We start from the raw sequence: 22,795 nt of genomic DNA on the forward strand, positions 1-22,795 counted from the left end.
GTGTGTTTTACTGGTTTAAGCATAATATCGTTATTTGGTCGCTTATTCCTTTACCGCGACTAATTTTATCATCACCGCATCGATAGGTGCAGCGCTCAGTTTAAATTCGGTATCGCCCTTTTTTAATTCGCCCACAACAGCATCGGTCAGCATATCTTTAAACTGATAGGCTTTGCCGGCATCCAGGTGCAGGGCCGTGCGTGTTAAAACCTGCTCAAAATTCTTTTGCCTATCGAAATTGAACAGGGCCAGTAATATATTTTCGCCGGGCAGGTAAAACGACATTTGCTGATCCAACGTTTCGCCATCGGCAGCTTTCAATGGTATAAACGCTTTAGGATGACTAAAAAACGCCGCTATCTGTTTATTGTTTAAAAACGTCTGCGCACGGGTTGCCGCCAGCGGGTGCCTGAAATCGGAACCATCGCCCAGTATGCTTCCCATCACCATCATGGCATATAACCTTACCTTGATATCCTGCTCACTCAGGTCGGGATTTTTCTGGAAACTTTTCATGATGCTCACATCCAGGTTGGTATATGGGAACAAAGTACCCTGCACCCAACCCATGTGCGAGCCGGTAGCCAGCGAGGCCCCGGTACTACCATAATGCGGGAAGCCCGGCTGATCATCCCTCAAGTGCGAATACACATCAGTTGATATAAAACGGGTGTGTGCATACTGATGCGGGAACATAGGCGATATGGCCTGGCTGATAAAAATATCTTTGCCCAGGATAGAATCAACCAAATGACGCAATGTTTTCATGCCATAATCATAAGCCTGCATGCCTGTGCGGATGTTTTTATTATAGCGGGTTGTACTTTCCAGCGCACCGCCTGTCAGGAAATCGATCTTCAGGAATTTAGCGTTGATAGCTTTGGCTTTTTTCAATTGCTGGATGATATACAAGCGAACAGCCGGATGGGTAGGATCCATCGCGTAAGCTCCCCATTTGCCGTCTTTATACATAATGGGTTTACCCTCATTATCATGCAGTAATACATCTTTGAGCAGATAATTTGATCCTGCTATCTTTTTTCCATCAATATCATCCTTCCAGTTCCACATGGCAAAAGGGATAAAATAAAAGCCCATTTGCTGGTTATTCTTCGCGAAGTACTTACCCAGATCGGCCAAAACTTCTGTAGAGTAAATACCCTGATCATATGAGTCGATACTCATGACCGGTTTAGAATAACCGCTGAAATTGGTGAGCGTATGCAAAAAATCGGAGATCTTTTCAACCGCTGGCGGCATCATTACACCCTCGTAACCTAACACGCCTTCCACTCCAAAGCTATTCCAGTATATCGGGGCATTACCATTCCAGGTTTGTTTCCCATTGATGGCCGAATTTACCTGTCCGTACTGTGTAAAAGCCTCATGCAGATCGTCCATCGCGCATAAAAATATGGGAGGCGAACTTACTGATTGCCCTATTGCGGTACCATGTGCCACCAGGTCATGCGTACCATCGTTACCACCATAAGCTGGCTGTAATTTAGGATCATCAGGTGTAGAAGCGCCGCCAAAAACCTTGAGAGAATCCACATAACCTAATTCGGTAGAGGTTTGATAAGCCAGGCCTGTTTTCCAGAAATCGTGCTTTACACTGCCGATAACCAGGCCTGAGTTTTTCAGCATATCATAAATGGCTGCGAACTCATAAGTAATACCCGTCGTTTTAGGCCCCCCTGCTTTAGGCCAGCTTCTTTCTAATGTAGGCGTCCAATCGTCATTATCAAAGGGCATATCCAATATGCGGGGTTCGGTACCGGGAATATATAACTTGCCTTTATATTGAGGAAGCACGGCTATAGGACTAATATCGCGGGTTTCTAAAGGCGCAGCTTTCGAGTCTTTATTTTTCGCGGTTAAACTGATCAGGGTATAAGGATGGCCCTCATAATTGGTAAAACGCTGCTCTAAAATAAATGGATGCTTATGATCGCTATGCGTAATAGTTATCTGTCGGCCGGTGCCTATATTGTCATGCACTTCGGCAGTAGTATATCGATGGTCTGTAAAATCAGCCGATGAGGTAATTCCCGATTTTAAGTCATTGATATAGGCAACCGTATTTTCGATCCGGATGCCGTTAGGGAATACATAATTCACCATGCCGTTATGGGCATCCAATTTAATAGTAACGTGACTGGTGGTCACTTCCAGCGTAGTAATGGTCTTTTGCGCGGATGCCCATTGACCACATATTAATAAAACGACAATAGTAAAGGGGCGGAGTAATATTTTCATCATAGTTTATACCGGTAAATCATATTATCAATCGTTAGCAGGCAGGCCGTCATCTACAATGCGGCGGGGCAGGCACTCTTAAATATGGATAATACGTTCAATTGGTTACGATGTAAATCTCACAGATTAAAACAGATTAAAAAATAGTTAATGTTACGATAATGATGGACTTTTTTATGACAACCACCATAATTGATGTAGAATAAACATTTAACCTTTGGTTTAGCAATTTTCTGCTTTAGGATATATACAACAGGCAGATAAAACACCTACCTGTTGTATATCGCGTAATACTGGTTTCCGTAAAATGAAATATTTTATGGTGTTTTTGTTTTTTTTGATTAATGTTGTGTTCCATATTCCAAACCAGTTAAAATACCCTATATACCCCTGCAAAAAATGATAAAAAGCACAGCGTTAAGAAGGCGCGAAGGTTTTGAAGGGCAAAAACTTATTGTGTTGCCCAAAAAGATCATCGCCAACTTTTTAAGTAAGGACCCTGTAACCAAACAGGTGTATATTACTGATATAGGGTATTATCCAAAGGCCAGCCATCATTATGCCGAACGTCCCAATGGTATCAACCAGCATATTATCATCTATTGTACAGAGGGTTATGGTTGGCTGGAGATCAATAAAAAGAAGGTTGAGGTTTCGCCCTCACAATTTATAGCGATACCGGCCAATACGCCCCATAAGTACGCCGCCAATATGGACAAACCCTGGACCATTTACTGGATACACTTTAAGGGTGAAATATCGGCTTTTATTATTGATCTGATCCTCCAAAACTCCGAGAACTACAAACCCTACTTGTCTTACAACGAGAACCGTATCAAACTATTCGAGGATATCTGCCATAACCTTGAGAAAGGCTACAGCGGTGATACTTTACGCTATGTGAACATGATATTTTCACATTTCTTATCCTCGTTGATATATGAAGATAAATTCAATCAGCTGGAAGAAAATACAGATAACAATGTGGTAGAGAAAACGATCACTTTTATGCAGGATAACATCAGCAAGATCCTCAGGCTTGATGATCTTTCTACATTTGCCAATTTATCAACCTCGCATTTTTCGGCGCTTTTCAGGGCCAAAACCGGTTATGCCCCTATAGAATATTTTAACCAGCTCAAAGTGCAGAAAGCATGTCAGTATATTTCGTTTACAGCCATGTCTATCAAAAATATAGCAATTAGTTTGGGGATCGAAGATCAGTATTACTTTTCGAGGATGTTTACCAAATTGATGGGGAGCTCGCCTAATGAATACCGCAAAAAGATCAAGTCGACATTATAAACCATTATTTTAAGCCAATAAAGCAGGGTTTGGATCGCCTATATGCGTAAATAAGCGCTTAAAAAAAGAAGTGATCCTATCCAGCAAGGTTTGAGTTTTTACGGGAGCAGCAGTTAGTATATCCTCTTGTTTCGGCTCATCCGGAGGCTCATTTACCCCTTGCATTTCTTCTAAAATACTTTCACGTATGGTAGGGTCGCGGTTCACAATGGCGTCCAATTCTGTAAGCTCGTTAAAGGTGGCTTTCCCGCTTTTTTGTCGTTTTATTAAAATATCAAAACGATCCTGGTTAAACGTACGTCGCTCCAAATATTTACGCTGTTTCATAATAACCTCACTCCTTGCATAATTGATATCAAAGCAAATGCCATCGTTATATTTAATTGATTATCAATACTTTAAAATGACAATTTATTTTAACGTGTGCTATTTTGATACATCATATTGTTCGTTTCCGGTCGGTTAATAATTGTTGTAAATTTACGGTTCAAACTACCATAATACCCAATACCCCAGCAGGCTGATACTACCAGTGCTGGGGAAATAGGTATAGGTTAGCTTTTAAAAGGCCGGGCATGAACCTGGAGCTTATAAACATAAACCGGGAATTTAACCTGCGATTTGCCGTTTTGAAAAGCGGCCAATCGGTTTATCTGCCCTGCGGGTATCCACAAAAAGCCTTTTTCATCTATCCAAAGCGCATCGGCCCATAACAGCCTTTTGTCCTCTATAATAAGCTCACTTTTACCATAGGGTTTTATTTTGATGATGCGCAGGTGATCAACATCCGACAGATAGATATTGCCATCGGCATCCATCGCGGTACCACCGGTTGTGGGCGAAGTGTAATATTTGGTGACGTGAGCAGCCAGTTGAGTAGCGCTTAGACTAGCGTCGTTGAGATAGGTCATCTCCACCCGTGCCAGCGGACCAGAGACCGGTTGAAAATAGAAGTATTTGCCATTCGGCGATATTTCTAACTGATCGGCATTTACCCTTAGCTCCTGGCCATTTTGCAGGTGTATTATCTTTCCTTCAGCCACCAGGGCTTTACTATCGGTGGTAGACCAATGGTTTTCCAGCACCCGCCTGCCCTTTCCGCTTTGTTTATCTAATATCACCAGGCCAGGTTCACCGGCATCGGTAATGTAAATATGTGAGCCGTAAACACGCAGATCATCCATAAAGCTATTGGGTTTCATGACCCCATCCAGCGGGATGGTGCGGATAACCCGGTTACTTTTTACGCTGATCACCACAATTTTAGCACCGCCCCGCAGGGCTTGTTCTCCCAACTTTGGCGCTCCGGTGTCCATCACCCAAAGGTTGCCATCAGGCCCTATTCTCAACGAATTGGTGCGGATAAATTTATTTGTGGTGACCTCTCCTTTTGTCCAAATATTCCAGCTTTTGGAAGGATAAGGTATAATGCTGCCGTTTTTAAATACTTCGCCAATACTTATCCCTTTTTCACCCTCCAGACGCGGGAAACATACAAATATCCTCCCATCGCTGGTTGTTGTTACACCGTTCCATACTTGTGTGGATGAACTGGCCACGGGTATTAGTTGAGGTTTGGTTTGAGCCATAACCGAGCCGCCAAACAACACGGTTATGAATACTAATATTTTCATTTATATCGATCTAAAAATACTCTCATTAAACCGTTACCACTACTTTACCCCTGGTTCGGCCGCTGGCTATCTGCTGATGGGCTGCTGCCATATGGTCAAAGGGGAACACCTGCGATACATGAGATTTGATGATACCCTGTTCCAGCCATTGGGCTATTTGTTTCATGTCATCACCGTTTGATTCTACCAGGAAAAAATAGCCATGGATTCCCCTGGCCTTTGCTTTTTCGGTTACGGTTTCGCCGATGCCCGATGGTATGCTGATCACCGTACCACCTTTTTTGGTTACCTCAAGTGATCTGTCGATATTATCGCCGCCGATGGCATCAAACACCAGGTCGATATCGTGCAATACTTCCTCAAAACGTACCACCTTATAGTCAATATGCTCATCGGCACCTAAACCCAGCACAAAATCTTTATTGGCTGCAGACGAAGTGCCGATCACATAAGCACCCAGGTGTTTGGCTATCTGTACTACATAATTCCCAACACCACCAGCAGCTGCATGCACCAACACTTTTTGACCGGGCTGTACATTGGCCTTATGCGTTAAGCCCTGTAAAGCTGTAAGTGCGGCCAGGGTTGCGGCGGCAGCTTCTTCGTGACTGATATTGGCCGGTTTCAGCGCCAGGTGATTGGCCGGAGCGGCTACATATTCGGCATAGGCCCTGCCATGGCCTGGAAAATTCACCATACCAAATACGGCGTCGCCTACTTCAAAGCCGGTAACCGCGCTACCTTTTTTGGTTACAATACCCGATATATCCCAACCCAGTATAAGCGGATCCTCATTTTTTAAACGGCCCGACATGCCCTTGCCTATAGTTGTTTTTACATCGACAGGGTTTACACTGATGGCCTTTACCTGTACCAATACTTCGTTATCTGCAATTTCAGGAACAGGTATTTCGGCTATCTGTAAATCATCAGCACCTTCAAATCCTTTTAATATTATCGCTTTCATGTTCTTTTTTAATTTTATGGTACAAAATTATACAGATGATACACACCATCATTTGTACAAATAATACCAAATGCTGTACATTTGTGTATATGTACCAGGAAAACTTACACCAGGAGTTTGAGATAGTTTATAAAGAACTTAATGAAAGCCCTCAAAAGGCGCATCAGCACAGTTTTTTTGAGCTGATCTATATTGTAAGCGGCACAGGTACGCAATGCATCAATAAGAATACTTTTGATTATCACCAGGGGCATTTATTTTTGATAACCCCGCAGGATTGCCATTCCTTTGAGATCAAAACCACAACCGGCTTTTTCTTTATCCGCTTTAACGATATCTATATCCGCAACCAGCAGCAGGACCGCAAAGCCAAGAACGACTGGCTGCAGCAGATGGAGTTTATTTTACAGCATGCCAGTCATCAGCCGGGTTGTTTGTTGTGCAACAATGGTGATAAGCCACTGGTAAAAACCTTGGTTGAAAGCATTATCCGCGAGCAGGTAAACCGAGAAGCCCATTATACCGAATTGATCAAACAGTTGGTGAACACCATATTGACCATTGTGGCCCGCAACATGACCATGATGCCTGTCAGCTCTTGCCAGATCACCGGGTTGAGCAATGAGCCTGCTGTGGACATTATCCGCTACATTCAGGAAAACATCTACGAGTCCGAAAAGCTGCGTACCGAACTCATCAGCGATCATTTTGGGATAGCGCAGGCATACCTGGGTCGTTATTTCAAAAAACATACCGGCGAAAGTCTGCAGCAATACATCTCCAATTACAAACTTAAACTGGTAGAAACCCGCCTGCAGCACAGCGATATGCGCATTAACGAGATCGTGCGGGAGTTGGGCTTTACCGACGAAAGTCACCTGAACCGCCTGTTCAAAAAGCACAAGGGCATCAATCCTTCCACGTTCCGTAAACAGAACAACGCGGCTTATCAGCCTGTGCTACAATAACTATTTTAAAGCTTTGGCTATAGCCTGCTCCGTAACTGTAGCCATCACCCGGTAACCTGCGGCGTTAGGGTGTACCCCGTCGGTAGTGAGTTCGGGCTTCTGGCCGTTGCGTTCATCAACCAAGGGGGTAAAATAATCCAGCAGGGTCAGGTTATTTTCGGCGGCGTAGGCTTTGATGAGCTTATTGAGCGCCATGATCTTACCGGCAGGTTCAATGCCTTTACGCCAGGGATAGTCAAATACAGGCAGGTAAGCACACAGTATCACCCTGATATGATGCAGCTTAGCAAGCTCGGTCATAGAGCGAATATTGTTCATGATGTAATCATTGGTCAGATGGCCGTAGTTTGACGCGATATCATTACTGCCAGCCAGTATGATCACCGCTTTGGGTTTCAGGTCGATTACATCCTGTTGAAAACGGATAAGCAGTTGCCCCGAGATCTGTCCGCTCACACCCCTGTCCAGGTAAGGCTTACCCTTAAAAAACTCAGGTACAGTGGTTTTCCATCTTTCAAAAACAGAGCTCCCTAAAAACACCACCCGGTTTTCGCCCGGTTTGGGATCGCCAACCTCTTTATTCTCCCGGGCATAATGAGAGAGCGCGGCCCAATCATCCCGGAAATCTTCTTTGGCAACAGCCGCTTTATTTTTCCCGGTGTCGGTACTGTTTTGCTGGGCGCGACCGGCAAAGGCGATCAGTAATCCGGCGGATAATAACAGGGTAAATTTTGTATTCATTTTGGAGATAGATATCGGTATAAAAACTTTTTAAAGGTAGTATTTTAACACTTTTCTGCCTAAAAGTGGGGCAAAAACGAGCGAAAAACGTCTAAAAAACACTCATTTTAACACTTTTTAACAAATTCCAACACTGTTTTAACGTGTTTTTAAAACTTTAAAAAGTATTAATTTATTGATTATCAAACAACTACATTAAAAACAGTCTATTTTTGTCTTGTTTTCCTGTTAACTAAACAGCCCGGTTCTCTGGTAAAAAGAGGACCGGGCTGCTGATTGATATAAATATACGAAAAGTTATGGGAAGATCTGGTGGCAAACATTTACTAAACGTAGACGACTCAGCCCGGCATCGCTATGCTCGCCGACCCTCTCTTCGCCTGCGGCGGAAAGAGGGTGGGAATTTTTTCGTGTCGGACATTTTTCCCCGTCAGCAGAACAGCTTCGGGCGAAAGCGGACAGAACAATGGTGGCCTGTGTGGCTGCAGGGGCATAGCAAGTTTTTGCTGAAGCGCAGGGAAACGTGCGAACGAAGTAGGGCAAAATAATTGCAGCCCGTGGTTCTGTCTGCTTTGCAGGGTAAAGGCCATGTGCGGCAAAGAAGCATTTCTGCTGACTTGATCTTTTGGTTACTTTTGTATCAAGACAAAAGTAACAGCCTTAGCGGCAATTGAGCGCTCTACAATAGGCATTATTCACCCTGTAAATCGGGGATTGCTTCGTGCCTCGCAATGACGCGTGGAGATAAAAATCGCCGCACCTTATTTCCAGCGAAGCGATGGTCAGATGAGTCCTCTGCAACACCTCATTCAACCACTACCCAATCAATTATTTTTAACTTAACAATTCCTTTACAAGCCAGGGTTTACTTTGTGGCAACTTATTCTATAAACCCTACCACCCATGAAAAAAACTTTATTAACCCTCTTTACTTTTACAGCTATAGCGCTAAGCGCCTGTAAAAAAGACCATAAGGTAAATATAGCCCCTGAATATCCTGATATGGCCGAAGCAGCAGATCCTGCTGTTTTGATGACCACCGCCGATGGCGTAAAAGTATACAACGGCGGCTTTGGTTCGGCCATTGCCCCCGATTCTAAAGATGCTAATGTTTTTTACCTGCTTACCGACCGCGGACCAAATGCCGCCGGTTCAGTTGCCAACGCCATCATATTTGGCAAAGCCGACTTTACCCCTGAGATAGGTAAATTCAGACTGAAAGACGGCAAGCTGGTATTAGAGCAAGCCATCCAGCTTAAAAATGCTGCCGGACAACCTCTAAACGGTTTACCCAACCCTACAGGCGAGGGTGCTACCGGCGAGATCGCTTTTGATCTTAGCGGCAACCAGATTGCCCCAAACGCAGATGGTATCGATTCAGAAGGCATGGTTTTAGCATCTGACGGCAGCTTTTGGATCAGCGATGAGTATGGCCCTCATATTGTACACTTTGATGCCTCTGGCCGCACTATTGAGCGTATCAACCCCTTCGGAACAGGAACCGGCGGGCGTAAAATACCATTGGTATTTGCCAAGCGAAAACCCAATCGCGGCATGGAAGGCTTGACCATTACGCCCGATGGCAAAACGCTGGTGGGCATGATGCAATCGCCTATGCTTAATCCAACCAAAGCAGCGGGTGCCGCTTCAACCATACTCCGTATCTTAACTTTTGATATCGCTTCAGGCGCTACCAAACAGTACGCTTATGTAATGGACAACATTTCCCTTACCGGTGTAAGTGATATTGTAGCTGTTAACGCCACCACATTTTTAACCATTGAGCGTGATGGTCTTTATGGCGGCGCGCCAACCAACCCGGCTACCTTTAAAAAAGTATTCAAGATCAGCATTGCCGGCGCTACCGACATTTCCGATGAGGCAAACGGTGCTAATGGCAAGTTATATGGAGGCCAAACCGTAGAAGAGTTGAACAACCAGGCTGGCCTACAAGGCGCTGGGATTACCCCGGTGTCCAAAACCCTGGTGCTCGACCTGTTAAAAGACCTGCCAACCGTTTATCCGCATGATAAGGCCGAAGGTTTGGCCCTGTTACCAGGCAATATCCTGGCCATCTCCAACGATGATGATTTTGGTGTATTGGACAACGGCAAAGGCGGTTTCGCGGCCAAGATACTGCCAGCTACCAATACTGTTGACCATAACAGCATTTATTTTGTTAAGATCAAACTTTAGAAGCAAGAGGTTAGAGTCAAGATAAAAGAGGCAAGAGATAAGAACCAGGAATCAAGATAGAAATCTGCGTTCATAAAAAAGCCATCCCGAAATTCGGGATGGCTTTTGTTTTTGTTTATCTTCTTTATGGATTATCACATCCCTTACATCAGCTTAAGCCCTGAAATACAGAGAATTTACTTCAAATAACAAGCTAAAACACCGGTAATTTTCTTTTTGAAAATACGGTGTTTTCACGGATTGCGGAGGCCTTTAACTCTACTTACATTTGTATCAATGCGTTTTACTAAAACTGCTGATAATGAAATTAGGGTTAACTGGTAAAGTACTTATTTTTTTTATCCTGCTTTTGGCCATTTTAGTGCAACGCCCAAACTATCAATTGGTGAATGTCATAACTGATGGTTTACGTCCCAGTTGGGGATTGATACCACACCTTAGATCATTCATTTCATTGTTTACGAATATATCAAACTTCTTTAGGGGAGTTTATTAAGAATAACACCTATGAAAAGCACCTTGAGAAAGTGCAAACAAGATTAAGTATATTGTTGGTGATATGCTTAGTTAAATGGTCCTGACCGGCCGCAAAAACAAGCATTACCTTTAATAGGGTAGTGCTTTTTTGTTTGATAAAGGGACCTTTCGCCCTGACTATCGCAACCATTAAAAGCCCGGGCCACGTGCGATTCCTTCCCTCGGGAAGGGGAAGGAAGGGGTTTATACATCATACCGGTTTATGCCGCATGAATAAACCCCTCCCGTGGGGAGGGAACTGAAAAAACAAGAATGGCTACTCAAGCAGTCGCTCGGCTCCAGCCGAGTGACCACTATTACCCGGCCTCCGGCCGCTGTAAAAGCGATTCATCTTTGAATCGCAGGCCGGAGGCCTGTAGATAATCGTCACTCGGCTGGAGCCGAGCGACTGCATGAAGGGTGATAAGCTTCACTAAACCTTTATCAACTTGCCCCGCGTAATGATCTTCCCTTTGAGCATGATCACATAAATGTATATCCCGGGATTGAGGTTTAATTGAAATGTGTTTTGCAACTGGGTAATGCTCCGCTCCAGGCTTATATGTCCAACGGCATCATATAGCTTAAAATCGTAGGTATTGTTAATATCGCCGCTCAGGATATTGAGCTGCGTGCTTACCGGGTTAGGATAAAGGGTAAACTGACTGGCTTGTAAAAACGTGGCATTAGCCAGATCGGAATAAGTTACCTTGCCGTCGTTAGTCAGCAATTCTACCCGGTAATACTGAATACCTTTTTTTGGGTTGGCATCTGTAAACTGATACCCTAAAGCTGAGCCTACCGTAGTTGTACCCAGGTTGGCGTAAGCATTTGCGCCGGTTTGTTTTTGCCAGGTAATGGATTTAAGGTTGACCACGCTACCAATCTGCAGATCGAGCACAATGGTATTATTCACCACATTGGCCAGCAGGGTTTTAACATAACAACCTACCCCCTGGTTGTTAGCATCAATGGTCAAACTTTTTAATCCTTCAAAACCATCGCCCTGCGCGCTTACCGCAAAGTAAGATGAGCTTTGTTGCTGAGCGGATATAATAATGGTGGTATCGGTAACAGTAGTTAACTTTTGCAGCAAATTATCTTTAATGGTATAAATAACATAACCTTTACTGCCGGCTTGGGCTTTCCAGTGCAGCAGGGTGCCATCGGTACAGTTATAGCCAACCTCCAAATTGATAGGTTGAGAAAGCACAAACTCCTTGCTGATGAACGACTGGCTGCCAATGTCCATTTTAAGCACGGCGGTGGTAAAAATGTCGGGGGCCGTCCAATCGTAATACCTATTTTTCAGGGTAACGTTGCTGATGGCTTTCCAGGTGCTACCATGATCGTAACTTACGCTCAGCTGGCCGGTTGTGGCGCTGAACGAACTTTGCCAGCGCAGGTAGTTTTCACCGGCCGCAAAAAGCTCATTATGCCCCGAGGGATAGGTCCATTCAAAACGATTAACCGCTGTGGCCCCATGCGCTATATAAAAAGTTTGCGCGCCGGAACTTACTCTGTTTCCTTTTACATGAATGATGTAATTACCGGCAGCGGGATTTTGCAGACTGACCTGTTCTGTATTATTCAGGATATCCCTGCGGCGTACTGCTGGTTTTGTTAAAGAATCTGTAGATGGATAAGTGCTTAAGCTCCATGGCAGCAGAGTTTGACCATCGGGGGTGGTAACAGACAGGTCAAGATCGTTTATAAGCGCTGTGGGGGCATTCAACACCGCCGGTGGATCATTCCATGCCAGTGACACTTTAAACAGGCTGCTGCCCGCCGGAACATTGATGGTATAGTCGGTTTGTTGCTGGTTGCTTACAGCTCCTTTTTTAAACCGGTTATCGGTAAGTGTACGTAAAGCTTCCAGGGCGTTTAGTTGTCCGTAACCAGTTTTATGATCTACATTGGGCAAACCAATATCATCTGCCGAATTGATGAGCACGCTTTTGATGAGCGCAGCCGAAGGCAGCTGAGCAAATTGCTTTTTGTAGGCCTGCTGTAACAGGGCCACCGTTCCCGAAACCAGGGCCGCGGCTCCGGATGTACCATCTTCGCCGTTGGATACCAGCTCCGGTTTCACCCGGCCATCATAAGCCGGCCCGGCCGAACTCAGATCTGCCGGCACACCGGTTTGATCGGAACCGCCAATAACCAGTACATTTTTGGCCTGTTTAAAAGTTCCCGAAAGGTTGGCCACATTCGGGATGCCGTTATATAAGCCTGTTGTGGGCGCGGTAGTACCGATATTACCCGAGGAGAACACATGGATGATGGAATCATTCTGCATCACCTGCTGATCATAAGCTACCGCCTCAACCCCGTAATAATTTTCGACGCCGGTACCGTAGGAGTGGTTTTCAACGCCAATATCAAAAGCTTTAAAAAGCGCGGTACTATCGGGCAGCAAACGGGCAAAATCTGATGAGGTAAACCTCACTTTAGGTGCGGAGCCCAATCCCCTGATAAAGGAATTGCCATTACCCCCTATCAAAGTGGCCATAGTGGTGGCATGCCCCGAGGTAATAGCCGCCGCCGGGAACGAGCTGAATGAACGGCCCAACAAGTCGATGTCATCGTCATAGCGTTCTTCCTTAATAGCCACGTTGATGCCGCTGCCATCTATGCCTGGAAAATTATCGGCAATGGCCGAGATTTGGTTAATACCCAGGTCAATATCATTGATCACCAGTTCGGCATGGGCTTTCCGGGTAACATTGACAAAAGTAACATAGGATTGCTGCAACAGATCGGTAAGGCGCTGCAATGAAATATTGAGGGTGACTGTGTTGGCGGTTTGAGCGGTTATTTCACCGTATTTTTTAATATCGCTGATCACCGAATCGCTGTGAGAGGTAACCGACAGATCGACCGATTGATTAGCGGAAGGGTGTTTTTGCAAAAGCTGCAATAAATTATCAGTGGCTTTCCATAAGGAATTCGCGGGTGTAGCCTCCTGTATATTGGCATCGGTTGCTATATCGGCAGTGGTAGCTACCACATAAAAATTATAAGATACCCGTTTTACCGGGCGAAGTTTTTTAACGTCGGCCTTATCCGGTTCTTTAAATTTAACCAGGTAATATTTAACCGTGTTGTTTCCCTGTAATGGCCGGGCAGCGGGTGCTGCTTTGTAAAGTTCGCCAATGGTTTTGTCGCTCATTGGTTTTTGCGCCCAGGAGCATTTAAAACATAAAAATCCCAGTATAAAACAGAGTAATTTTTTAACCATACTGCATATTAAAAAAATAAAGGGGAGTTACACTCCCCTTTATTTGTAAAACTACTTGATTGATCAATAAGAAGCAATACGATAAGGTTTTTTAGTACAAATAGTTCAACGCTATTTTATCATTCGCGTTAAAGGTACGGTCGGTACCACTTGAGCAGGCTAACATCCATGAGCCGGCATCAAATGTTTTGGTTGGTGTACCCGGAATGTGAATTGCTCCAACACCAGAAGAACCTTCATTACCGCCGCCGCCTGTTCCGCAGCTTAGGTTACGATTAAAATAATCGGTATGGCGCATACCTATACAGTGACCCATTTCGTGCTGAATAACAGAAGTAAGGTATCCCAGATCAGGATTAGTTCCGTAAGCGGCAGGATTAGTGTTCATCTGGATCTGGCTGTAAGGATTGCCTGATGAAGTTGGGAAACCAGAAGAACCTAAGGTAATAAAACCACCACTTGGGCCTTCGTTAAAACCAATGAGCTGAATAGCACCGCCACTACTTACGATCTGAAATTTAAGCGTCAAGTTTAACGCGTTGTAACGAGCTACGGCTTGAGCTGCAGCTGTAGCGTAAACTGTTGGCAAATTTGAAACCGATACGGTAATTGTTCTTGGAAGATTTTTAACCAGGTTAGTTGTCCGGTATTGCTCAACTTCAGCAATTCTCAGTGTTGGACTGGTGCTGGTTTCAGAAAGATTAGCCGGGGTTAACAAGATATCACCTTCTACCAGGTAATTATCACCTATCTTACGCATGTTATCGGTGCTGAAACCCAGGGCAGTGATCTTACTGCTAACATCCGCAGAGATTTGTGGAGTTTGATCGACCTTTTTGTCGGCGCCTTGATTGTTTTTAGTACAAGCAGATAGTAAGGCAGATGCACATACAATGCATAATCCCATTTTTAGCAAGAGTTGTTTTTTCATGTTGTCGGTACTCTAATTTTGTTAAATAGTTTAGTTAATAAACAAATAATATGCAGGAGAACTAAAGCCTCCCGCTATTATCAGTAATAATTACTTCATTGATCAATAAGGAGCAATACGATATAGTTTTAGTACAGATAGTTCAGTGCTATTTTATCATTCGCATTAAAGGTACGGTCGGTACCATTTGAGCAGGCTAACATCCATGAAGCGGCATCAGCGGCAGAAGGTGTACCCGGAATAAGAACAGCTCCCGGATAGTTTTGGGGATCGCTGCTGCTATAAGTGTTGCCTTCATTTACTGCTGTACCACCGCAGCTGAAAGAACGGTTAAAGTAATCGGTATGACGCATGCCGATACAATGACCCATTTCGTGCTGGATAACAGAAGTAAGATAACCTACATTCGGGTTAGTTCCGTATGCTTGTGAATTGGTATTCATCCCGATAGCATTGTAAGGATTACCTGTTGAGCTTGGGAAACCTGAATATCCTAAAGTGATGTAACCACCGCTTGGCCCTTGGTTAAAGCCGGTAATCACAATATTACCACCACTGCTAACCACCTGGAATTGAAGCGTAAGGTTTAACGCGTTATAGCGGGCCACGGCTGCTGCCGTTGCTGTTGCGTAAACAGTTGGCAGGTTTGAAACTGAAACAGTAATAGTTCTTGGTAAATTTTTCACCAGGTTGTGTGTCTGGTACTGTTCTGTTTCGGCAATTCTAACAATAGGGCCGGCAATAGCAGCATCATTTAAATTTTCCGGGGTAAGCAAAATATCGTCTTCTACCAGGTAATTGTTGCCCATTTTACGCACATTGTCGGTACTGAAACCCAGCGCAGCGATCTTTTTAGAAGCATCGGCTGAAATTTGTGAAGTTTGATCTGCTTTTTTGTCGGCCCCTTGATTGTTTTTGGTACAAGCGGTTAGTAATGAAGATGCACATAAAATGCATACCCCCATTTTGAATAAGAGTTGTTTTTTCATTTGTCGGTACTCTAATTTTGTTAATAGTTAAAAAAAATAATTATAAACAATCATTGTAATCAGCTGGCCAGCTTGTTGTTTATGATTATAAATATATTAAAATACAACGACATTAATTTTATATTTAATAAACATAACAACCATTATTGTCTTTAAAATTAAAAAATAGTAAAAAAACAAACCCGTATAATAACTAGTAAAAATTAGCGTTATAAGGTGTTTAAATTACCTAAAGACAGTTTTTGCAGAAAATACACCCCATGACTCAATCGGTGTAAACACCTACCGGGCAACCGGGTAAAATACGGGTAAAATAAAAATGGATAAAGCCTGAAACATGCCCGGATTTATCTATTTTAAGTTTTCGAACATGGGTACTTCTCAAACAAAAAAAGCCCGATCCGGAGATCAGGCTTTCTACCCAAAATAGATTTAATTTCTAATTATGCGTTTTTCTTTTCGGTTACTTCTTTGCGGATATCGGTAGCCACAACTTTCAATTGTTGCATGGCGTTTCTTAACCGTGTTCCGGCAGCCTTGTTTCCTTTTTCATAAAATGCTGCTGCTTCTTTTTCTGTAGCGGCTACTAAATCCTGTAATGCTTTGAACTTTTCCATAGTATATTATTGCTTAAATAAAGGCGCGAATTTAATATTTTAGCTTAATAATTTATGTCCTAATGCAATCTCTGTAATAGTATATATCCTAACAGTAACTAATAAACCTTTATTTTTCTATATAGTGCTGATTGTCCTGCTTTCGATGCGTATAAAACTTTCCTTTGACGATTCGCAAACCGGGCATGAATAATCGGCCAGCAATTCAAAATCTACTCCGGGAGCAATACCATTCATGGCGTCGCCATAGGTTTGATCATATATACTGAAACAGCTTTTGCACTGATAAACGGGTGAGGCTTCTTTACCGGCTTTTTCTTCAGCTTCGGTTTCAGCAACAGACAGCACAATACTATCATCAATTAAAATACCATAAAAGTAATTGCACAGCTCTATTAAACATTGTCCAAGGTCAGCTACGGGCACTTTTTCTTTGTAAATGATATCATCCTTTGTATTTGGGTTAAAATCACGGGTGTGCAAAATATCAAAAACACCCGGCGCGCGTTTTTTGATGATGACAGAACCCGGCAAACCCGTTTTGGGCTGCATTTTTATGGCGAAGCAAAGCCGGTAGGTACGCAGGTCATGTGCTTCAAATTCGCGAACCAATTGCTGCTTAAGCTCCAGGCTTTCGCTGTTCAGGTTTTCCAGTTGCCAGTTTAGTTCGTTGGATGCATGGCGTACGTTGATCCGGTATTTATTGAGGATGATACCCCAGTCTTTACGATTAGTTTCACTGATACCTTTGATCAGTAAAGATTTCCAGGGCGTGGTATATACCTGGCCAATACGGTTTTTAAGGCAGATGGTGCAAATATCCTTCATGAAATCAATAGCGAACAACTCATTGCGCCGGTAAATGCCCAGCCAGTATTTATTATTTACATACCGGTTAAAACCCTCATAATAGGGAAGCTGAAAATCGGGCAATTTTAAAGGTTCGGTGATGGGCTGATCTACAAAGTCTTTTTGAGCCATGATAAGCGCATGGAATTTTTGATGATTGATCTTTTGCCGGTCATAGAATAGGGCTTGATGATCCATGATCACCTTTTCGGCTATCTGGCTCAGCGCAGGGATATCATCCGAATAAACCAGGGAGGGCCAGCAATAAATATCGGTTGTTTTAGGAAAGCGGATATACAAATACCAGTAATTACTTACAGGCGAGGTGATGAAATTGAAATTCCCGCTAAAAAAGGGCACAAAGGTTTGATTTTGGTCAACCAGGTTGATCTTTAGTCTGGACTTAAAATTAAACAGGTCGAATATGTCTTTATAAACGCCCTCCTTTATCCAACTTTCTGTATTGAAAATGGCATCGGTAACATAGGAGCTGATGATATTTGGAAATTCATCCTCATTTATTTCATAGCTAACCTCGGCCCGCAACATATCCATTTCCAGATCTTCCAGTTGACCGGCATCGATGCAAAAAAATAACTGCTGCCGGTTTCCGATACGGATAGCCTGCGCCCCGGCATTTTCGGCGATGAGCAATAACTCATACAGATCGCCCGCGGATATTACGCCACCGGGCAGGTTTACTTTGATACAACAGGTTTCTTTTTTGTCCATAGCAATTTTATTTTACCAATACCTCGCCTTTAAGCATTTCTTCTAATAACCGTTTCACTTCGGGACGGCATGATCCGCAACCGGTACCCGCGCCCGTAGTCGCGCACAGGTCTTTCAGGTTATTACAGCCTGATGCTATTTTGTTCTGGATGTTTTCGCTGCCTACATTATTGCAACTGCACACCAGCTTACCCAATACAGGTTCGGCTTTGTTGCCGCTGCGTAACAGCTGGATGCGTTTTTCGCTTAGTTCGGTTTTATTAGCTATCAGCTCCCTGAATTCCTGAAACTCGCTTTTATCGCCTATCAGGATGGTACCCACTAGCCTGTCTTCATGAATGATACATTTTTTATAATAGCGTTTGGCCTTGTCAATAAATACGATCTCCTCATAATGCTGATTATCCGGGCATTCAGACAGACCGATACTGCACAGATCAAAGCCATGAATTTTGATAATGTTCATGAACAACGTGCCTTTATAATAACTGGCAATATCGCCGTTCATATATTTAGCCATCACTTCGGCCTGTTGCTCTGCAGCGGCGGTGATGCCGTACATGGTACCTTCAAACTCCGCGATCTCACCAATGGCATATATATCAGGATCGCTGGTTTGCATGCGTTCATTCACAATTACACCACGTTTACATTCCAGACCGCAGTCTTTAGCTATTTCCAGGTTGGGCGTGGTTCCTATAGCCAGGATCATGGCATCGCAGTCTATTTTGTTACCACTTTTTAAGCCCACCCCGGTTAATTTTGATCTGCCGTAAAACAGCTGCACCTCGTCGTCATAATATATATCGCAGCCCTGGTCGGCCATTTCCTCGGCCAACAGCTGGCTGCCCAATACATCCAGTTGCCGGTTCAAAAAGCGCGACACCCGCTGCACAATAGTGATGCGCATGCCAATTTCACGCAGCGATGCCGCCATTTCCAAACCCAGCAAGCCACCGCCTACAATAACCACATGACCACCCTGAGGCACATGTTTGATAAAGCCATCAGCATCGTTACGGTTGCGCATGGTGAATATGCCGGGCAACGACGGCACATTTTTGGGTACCGATGCCCGGCTACCGGTAGCCAGCAGTAATACATCATACGAAGTTTTAACACCCCGCGAATCGGTGACCTGTTTGTTCACACGGTCAACTTTTTCAATACTTACCCCCCGCAGCATTTTGATCTTATAGGCAGGCTCTTCCGAGTCTTTCATTTTTACCAGCTGCTCCCAGGATTGTTCGCCGCTGATATAATCGGGCAGCATAACTCGATTATAAAAAGGATGGTTCTCTTTACTAAATATCGTGATCTCATCATCGGGATTCAGCTCCCGGTACGATTTTACAAAACCGTAGGCTCCCGCACCTGCCCCTACCACCACAATACGCTGAAATGGTTTTTTATACTTTTTAAGATTTACAGCGCAATATTTAAAATCGGGCTCTTTAGATATGGGATCAACCCGGTCGCTGGTCACATTATTGGCCCGGTTCAGGTCATTATTTAAAATTTTGCCCCAGTGCATCGGCAAAAACACCACACCTTGTTTTATCTGCGTGCTTAGCTTAGCCTGCACCTGCACCTCACCCCTTCGCGATGTGATAACGATAATATCACCCTCATTGAGTTTTAAAACTGCCGCATCATCGGGATGGATCTCTAAAAAAGCCTGTTTATAATGCTGATTCAGTTTGTTTACCTTACCCGTTTTGCTCATGGTATGCCATTGATCGCGGATGCGGCCTGTGGTGAGGATGAATGGGTAATCATCGTCCGGTGCTTCACTGGTTAAAGTATCTGCAACCGGACTGATTACCGCTTTTGTTGACGGGGTATAAAAAATATGATCGGTAAATAAACGTGGCGTGCCTTTGGCAGGGCTTTTCTTTTTATAGGGCCATTGCACCGTTTTTTGCTCTTTCAAAACGGCATAGCTCAATCCGCTAATATCAATATTAGTTTTGGCGGTGAGCTTTACATGCTCTGCATAAATGGCCGCCGGGTTTTCAAAATCAAACCCCTTATAGCCCATTTTGCGGGCAAAGCGGCAAATGATCTCGGCATCGGGCAAGGCCTCACCGGGAGGCTCAATCAGTTTGTTTAAATAACTGATCCGCCGCTCGGAGTTGGTCATGGTACCCTCCTTTTCGGCCCAGGCAGCGGCCGGCAGTATCACATCGGCATAAGCCAAAGTTTCGGGTTTGTTGCTGATCTCCTGCACCACCACAAACTTCGCCTTCTTTAAAGCTTCTTCGGCCAGGCGAACGTTGGGCAGACTGGTAAGCGGATTGGTACACATGATCCAGATGGCTTTTAAGCGCCCATCGTTCAAAGCTTCAAACATCTCGGTAGCTGTTAAGCCCGGTTTGGGTTGAATGATAGTACCACCCCAGAATTTCTGTACCTCTTCCCGATGCAGCGGATTACCCAGGTTGCGATGGGCCGGGAGCATGTTGGACAATCCACCAACTTCCCTGCCACCCATAGCATTAGGCTGCCCCGTTAATGATAAGGGGCCGGAGCCGGGTTTACCAATATGCCCGGTGATGAGATTCAGATTAATCAGGCTCAGGTTTTTATTTACCCCTATGGCGCTCTGGTTAAGCCCCATCGTCCACATGGTAATAAAACCTTTGGCCTCACCAATATATTTTGCAGCCAGGCGGATATTGCTTTCGCTCAGTCCGCAAATATTTGCTGCTTCGGTCAGCGTCTTTTCAAAAACGATGGCACTATATTGCTCAAAGCCTTCGGCATGGTTATTTATAAAGTTAATGTCGATGTCACCATTTTCGATCAACAGGCGACCAATAGCATGATTGAGCGTTATATCGGTACCCGGGTTGATCTGTAAATGCAGATCGGCAATGGCGCAGGTATCGGTAGCACGCGGATCAACCACAATGATTTTTGTATCCGGATTGGCTGCCTTGTGAGCTTCTACCCTGCGCCATAATATAGGGTGGCACCAGGCCGGGTTGCCGCCCATAATGTAAAAGCAATCGGCCAGTTCAATATCATCATAACAAAGCGGAACGCTATCCTCACCCAAAGCAATTTTATAGGCAGCCACCGCACTACTCATGCACAAACGCGAATTGGTATCCAGGTTATTGCTGCCGATAAAACCCTTCATCAGTTTGTTAACCACATAGTACTCTTCAGTTAAACACTGGCCCGAAGCGTAAAACGCCACAGAATCGGGGCCATATTTATCGATGAAAGTTTTAAAAACGGCCGCGGTACGATCAAGCGCTTCGTCCCAGCTTACCTGCTGCATGGGCATACTTTTATTGTAGCGCATTTGCGGGTAAAGCAGGCGGTCGCTTTTATCATTCACGGTATAGTGCAGGTTCATGCCTTTACTGCATAGCATCCCTTTATTTACCGGGTGATCCTTATCGCCCTGTAGCGTAACGCTGCCGTTTTTTTCTTTATTCAGCACAACGCCACAACCCACCCCGCAATAACAGCAGGTAGAGGTTACGGCATTGGCGGTTAACCTGTTTTTTGATGATGATGCCTTTACGCTCATTATGTTTATGCGATACTGCCCGCTATTACCGGGTCAGTTTCTGTACTGGGAACTGTTTGTTTATAAAAACGGGTAACAAAAACAACTAAAGCCACTGCAATAACCGTGTAGCCGATATAGGTAAATGCCTGTACATAAGTAATAGAGTTGGATTTGAACAGGAAGCCGAACAGCATCCCGCCGAAATTACCGCCGGCCCCTACTATGCCACTCACTAAACCCACATTTTTAGTACTTACAAATGGCACAATACCATAAGTAGCGCCATTAGCCATTTTTAGGAAAAGCGCGAATGATAACATGGAAACGATAGCCGCCAGCAAGGTGCCTGATTGTGCGAATAATATCAGCCCAAAACCTTCAAACAATAACACACCAGCCAATAGCAAGCCCTTGCCACGCATACCAAACTTGCGGCCAACCTTATCTGATACAATGCCGCCCAGTGCACGGGCAAACAGGTTCATAAATCCGAATATGCCCGCCCAAAAACCAGCCTGGCTTTGCGACAGATGGAACGAATCGACAAAATGAAGTGAGGCCACATTATCAAAAGTGATTTCCATACCAAAACACATAGCGTAGGCCATGGTCAGGGCCCAAATACGCCAGTCGGCCAGTACACTCCAGTCGGTTTTGGATGATTTGCCTTGTGTGTAACCAACTTCATCATAATTACCGTTAGGGGTATCCTTGGTATATTTATAATATAGGTAAGCGATAACCAGCATCATGACACCCGGCACGATCATGGCATAACGCCAGGCTTCGGCCTTGGTATAGCCAAAACCTACTATGGCTGCAAATATTAAAGGCATCACCATATTGGTTACACCGCCACCCAGGTTGCCCCAGCCGCCGGTTACCGCGTTTGCTGTACCTTTTAACTGCGGCGCAAACATCATAGAGGTATGAAACTGCGTGATCACAAACGAAGCGCCGATGATACCGATAGCCAGCCTGAACAATAAAAAGGTTGTATAATCATGTGCCAGGCCCACAAAAAATACAGGCAGCGAACCCACCAGCAACAGCCTGATGGCGGTTTTACGTGGCCCCCAGGTATCGCAAAGTTTTCCTATAATAAGGCGTGCTATGATTGTAGCCGACACCGAGGCGATAATGATATTACCCACCTGACCTTTGGTTAAATGCAATTCGGTACGAATGGTGGGCATCAGCGGAGCCAGGCCAAACCAGCCGAAAAAGCACACAAAAAACATGAGCCAGGTAATGTGGAACGTGCGCATCTGCACGCCTTTGAGTGAAAATATATTGAGTTTGGTAAGTTGATTTTCCATAATTC

At 44.4% G+C, this 22,795-nt stretch carries 15 protein-coding genes; 3 read left to right on the forward strand and 12 right to left on the reverse strand.

Features of this window, described 5'->3' with window-relative positions; translation table 11 throughout:
* Positions 1-42: 42 nt before the first annotated feature.
* Complete coding sequence (locus AC57BQ_RS14220; protein WP_496406912.1) at positions 43-2,262, reverse strand: alpha-amylase family protein; 2,220 nt, start codon at positions 2,260-2,262, stop codon at positions 43-45.
* A 396-nt stretch (positions 2,263-2,658) separates the two neighbouring features.
* Between AC57BQ_RS14220 and AC57BQ_RS14225 the strand changes: the two genes are divergently transcribed.
* Positions 2,659-3,564: an AraC family transcriptional regulator gene (locus tag AC57BQ_RS14225; RefSeq protein WP_496406913.1), complete on the forward strand. Its 906-nt coding sequence runs from the start codon at positions 2,659-2,661 to the stop codon at positions 3,562-3,564.
* A 9-nt stretch (positions 3,565-3,573) separates the two neighbouring features.
* On the opposite strand, the gene AC57BQ_RS14230 is transcribed toward AC57BQ_RS14225, so the two are convergent.
* The 3 genes from AC57BQ_RS14230 to AC57BQ_RS14240 all read right to left on the reverse strand — a co-directional run bounded on the left by AC57BQ_RS14230 (position 3,574) and on the right by AC57BQ_RS14240 (position 6,165).
* The gene (locus tag AC57BQ_RS14230) at positions 3,574-3,891 is read right to left on the reverse strand and encodes a hypothetical protein (RefSeq protein ID WP_496406914.1); all 318 of its coding nucleotides are present in this window, start codon (positions 3,889-3,891) and stop codon (positions 3,574-3,576) included.
* Positions 3,892-4,118: 227 nt separating this feature from the next.
* Positions 4,119-5,198, reverse strand: a complete 1,080-nt coding sequence (locus AC57BQ_RS14235; protein ID WP_496406915.1) for an L-dopachrome tautomerase-related protein — start codon at positions 5,196-5,198, stop codon at positions 4,119-4,121.
* A 25-nt stretch (positions 5,199-5,223) separates the two neighbouring features.
* Positions 5,224-6,165, reverse strand: coding sequence for an NADP-dependent oxidoreductase (locus AC57BQ_RS14240; RefSeq protein WP_496406916.1), 942 nt, complete (start codon positions 6,163-6,165; stop codon positions 5,224-5,226).
* Between the two features lie 35 nt (positions 6,166-6,200).
* Between AC57BQ_RS14240 and AC57BQ_RS14245 the strand changes: the two genes are divergently transcribed.
* Positions 6,201-7,133 carry an AraC family transcriptional regulator gene (locus AC57BQ_RS14245; protein ID WP_496406917.1) on the forward strand — a complete coding sequence of 311 codons (933 nt, stop codon included), beginning with the start codon at positions 6,201-6,203 and terminating at the stop codon, positions 7,131-7,133.
* Here AC57BQ_RS14245 and AC57BQ_RS14250 read toward each other — a convergent pair whose 3' ends face one another.
* Complete coding sequence (locus AC57BQ_RS14250; protein WP_496406918.1) at positions 7,134-7,874, reverse strand: SGNH/GDSL hydrolase family protein; 741 nt, start codon at positions 7,872-7,874, stop codon at positions 7,134-7,136. It lies immediately after the preceding gene.
* A gap of 903 nt (positions 7,875-8,777) precedes the next feature.
* Between AC57BQ_RS14250 and AC57BQ_RS14255 the strand changes: the two genes are divergently transcribed.
* Positions 8,778-10,070, forward strand: coding sequence for an esterase-like activity of phytase family protein (locus tag AC57BQ_RS14255; RefSeq protein ID WP_496406919.1), 1,293 nt, complete (start codon positions 8,778-8,780; stop codon positions 10,068-10,070).
* Between the two features lie 949 nt (positions 10,071-11,019).
* Here AC57BQ_RS14255 and AC57BQ_RS14260 read toward each other — a convergent pair.
* The 7 genes from AC57BQ_RS14260 to AC57BQ_RS14290 form a co-directional block, all read right to left on the reverse strand.
* Positions 11,020-13,758 (reverse strand): S8 family peptidase, encoded by a 2,739-nt coding sequence (locus AC57BQ_RS14260; RefSeq protein ID WP_496406920.1) that lies wholly within the window; start codon positions 13,756-13,758, stop codon positions 11,020-11,022.
* 160 nt (positions 13,759-13,918) lie between these two features.
* Positions 13,919-14,758, reverse strand: coding sequence for a M57 family metalloprotease (locus AC57BQ_RS14265; protein WP_496406921.1), 840 nt, complete (start codon positions 14,756-14,758; stop codon positions 13,919-13,921).
* A 128-nt stretch (positions 14,759-14,886) separates the two neighbouring features.
* A complete protein-coding gene (locus tag AC57BQ_RS14270; protein ID WP_496406922.1) occupies positions 14,887-15,747 on the reverse strand; it encodes a M57 family metalloprotease in 861 nt (286 codons plus the stop codon).
* A 443-nt stretch (positions 15,748-16,190) separates the two neighbouring features.
* Positions 16,191-16,364, reverse strand: a complete 174-nt coding sequence (locus AC57BQ_RS14275; RefSeq protein WP_076372516.1) for a BF3379 family histone-like protein — start codon at positions 16,362-16,364, stop codon at positions 16,191-16,193.
* A 117-nt stretch (positions 16,365-16,481) separates the two neighbouring features.
* Positions 16,482-17,945 (reverse strand): rubredoxin, encoded by a 1,464-nt coding sequence (locus AC57BQ_RS14280; protein ID WP_496406923.1) that lies wholly within the window; start codon positions 17,943-17,945, stop codon positions 16,482-16,484.
* A 7-nt stretch (positions 17,946-17,952) separates the two neighbouring features.
* Entirely contained in the window at positions 17,953-21,489 is a 3,537-nt protein-coding gene (locus AC57BQ_RS14285) for a molybdopterin-dependent oxidoreductase (RefSeq protein WP_496406924.1), read from the reverse strand.
* A 5-nt stretch (positions 21,490-21,494) separates the two neighbouring features.
* Positions 21,495-22,790: an MFS transporter gene (locus AC57BQ_RS14290; protein ID WP_496406925.1), complete on the reverse strand. Its 1,296-nt coding sequence runs from the start codon at positions 22,788-22,790 to the stop codon at positions 21,495-21,497.
* Between the last annotated feature and the right edge of the window lie 5 nt (positions 22,791-22,795).

The sequence above is a fragment of the Mucilaginibacter sp. BGA-UO-ETr-C110 genome (assembly GCF_059567985.1).

Coding starts and splice junctions, on each gene's coding strand:
- AC57BQ_RS14255 (WP_496406919.1), top strand. CDS start 8,778: ATGAAAAAAACTTTATTAACCCTCTTTACTTTTACAGCTATAGCGCTA.
- AC57BQ_RS14270 (WP_496406922.1), bottom strand. CDS start 15,747: ATGAAAAAACAACTCTTATTCAAAATGGGGGTATGCATTTTATGTGCA.
- AC57BQ_RS14280 (WP_496406923.1), bottom strand. CDS start 17,945: ATGGACAAAAAAGAAACCTGTTGTATCAAAGTAAACCTGCCCGGTGGC.
- AC57BQ_RS14290 (WP_496406925.1), bottom strand. CDS start 22,790: ATGGAAAATCAACTTACCAAACTCAATATATTTTCACTCAAAGGCGTG.
- AC57BQ_RS14285 (WP_496406924.1), bottom strand. CDS start 21,489: ATGAGCGTAAAGGCATCATCATCAAAAAACAGGTTAACCGCCAATGCC.
- AC57BQ_RS14230 (WP_496406914.1), bottom strand. CDS start 3,891: ATGAAACAGCGTAAATATTTGGAGCGACGTACGTTTAACCAGGATCGT.
- AC57BQ_RS14260 (WP_496406920.1), bottom strand. CDS start 13,758: ATGAGCGACAAAACCATTGGCGAACTTTACAAAGCAGCACCCGCTGCC.
- AC57BQ_RS14275 (WP_076372516.1), bottom strand. CDS start 16,364: ATGGAAAAGTTCAAAGCATTACAGGATTTAGTAGCCGCTACAGAAAAA.
- AC57BQ_RS14220 (WP_496406912.1), bottom strand. CDS start 2,262: ATGATGAAAATATTACTCCGCCCCTTTACTATTGTCGTTTTATTAATA.
- AC57BQ_RS14245 (WP_496406917.1), top strand. CDS start 6,201: ATGATACACACCATCATTTGTACAAATAATACCAAATGCTGTACATTT.
- AC57BQ_RS14225 (WP_496406913.1), top strand. CDS start 2,659: ATGATAAAAAGCACAGCGTTAAGAAGGCGCGAAGGTTTTGAAGGGCAA.
- AC57BQ_RS14235 (WP_496406915.1), bottom strand. CDS start 5,198: ATGAAAATATTAGTATTCATAACCGTGTTGTTTGGCGGCTCGGTTATG.
- AC57BQ_RS14265 (WP_496406921.1), bottom strand. CDS start 14,758: ATGAAAAAACAACTCTTGCTAAAAATGGGATTATGCATTGTATGTGCA.
- AC57BQ_RS14250 (WP_496406918.1), bottom strand. CDS start 7,874: ATGAATACAAAATTTACCCTGTTATTATCCGCCGGATTACTGATCGCC.
- AC57BQ_RS14240 (WP_496406916.1), bottom strand. CDS start 6,165: ATGAAAGCGATAATATTAAAAGGATTTGAAGGTGCTGATGATTTACAG.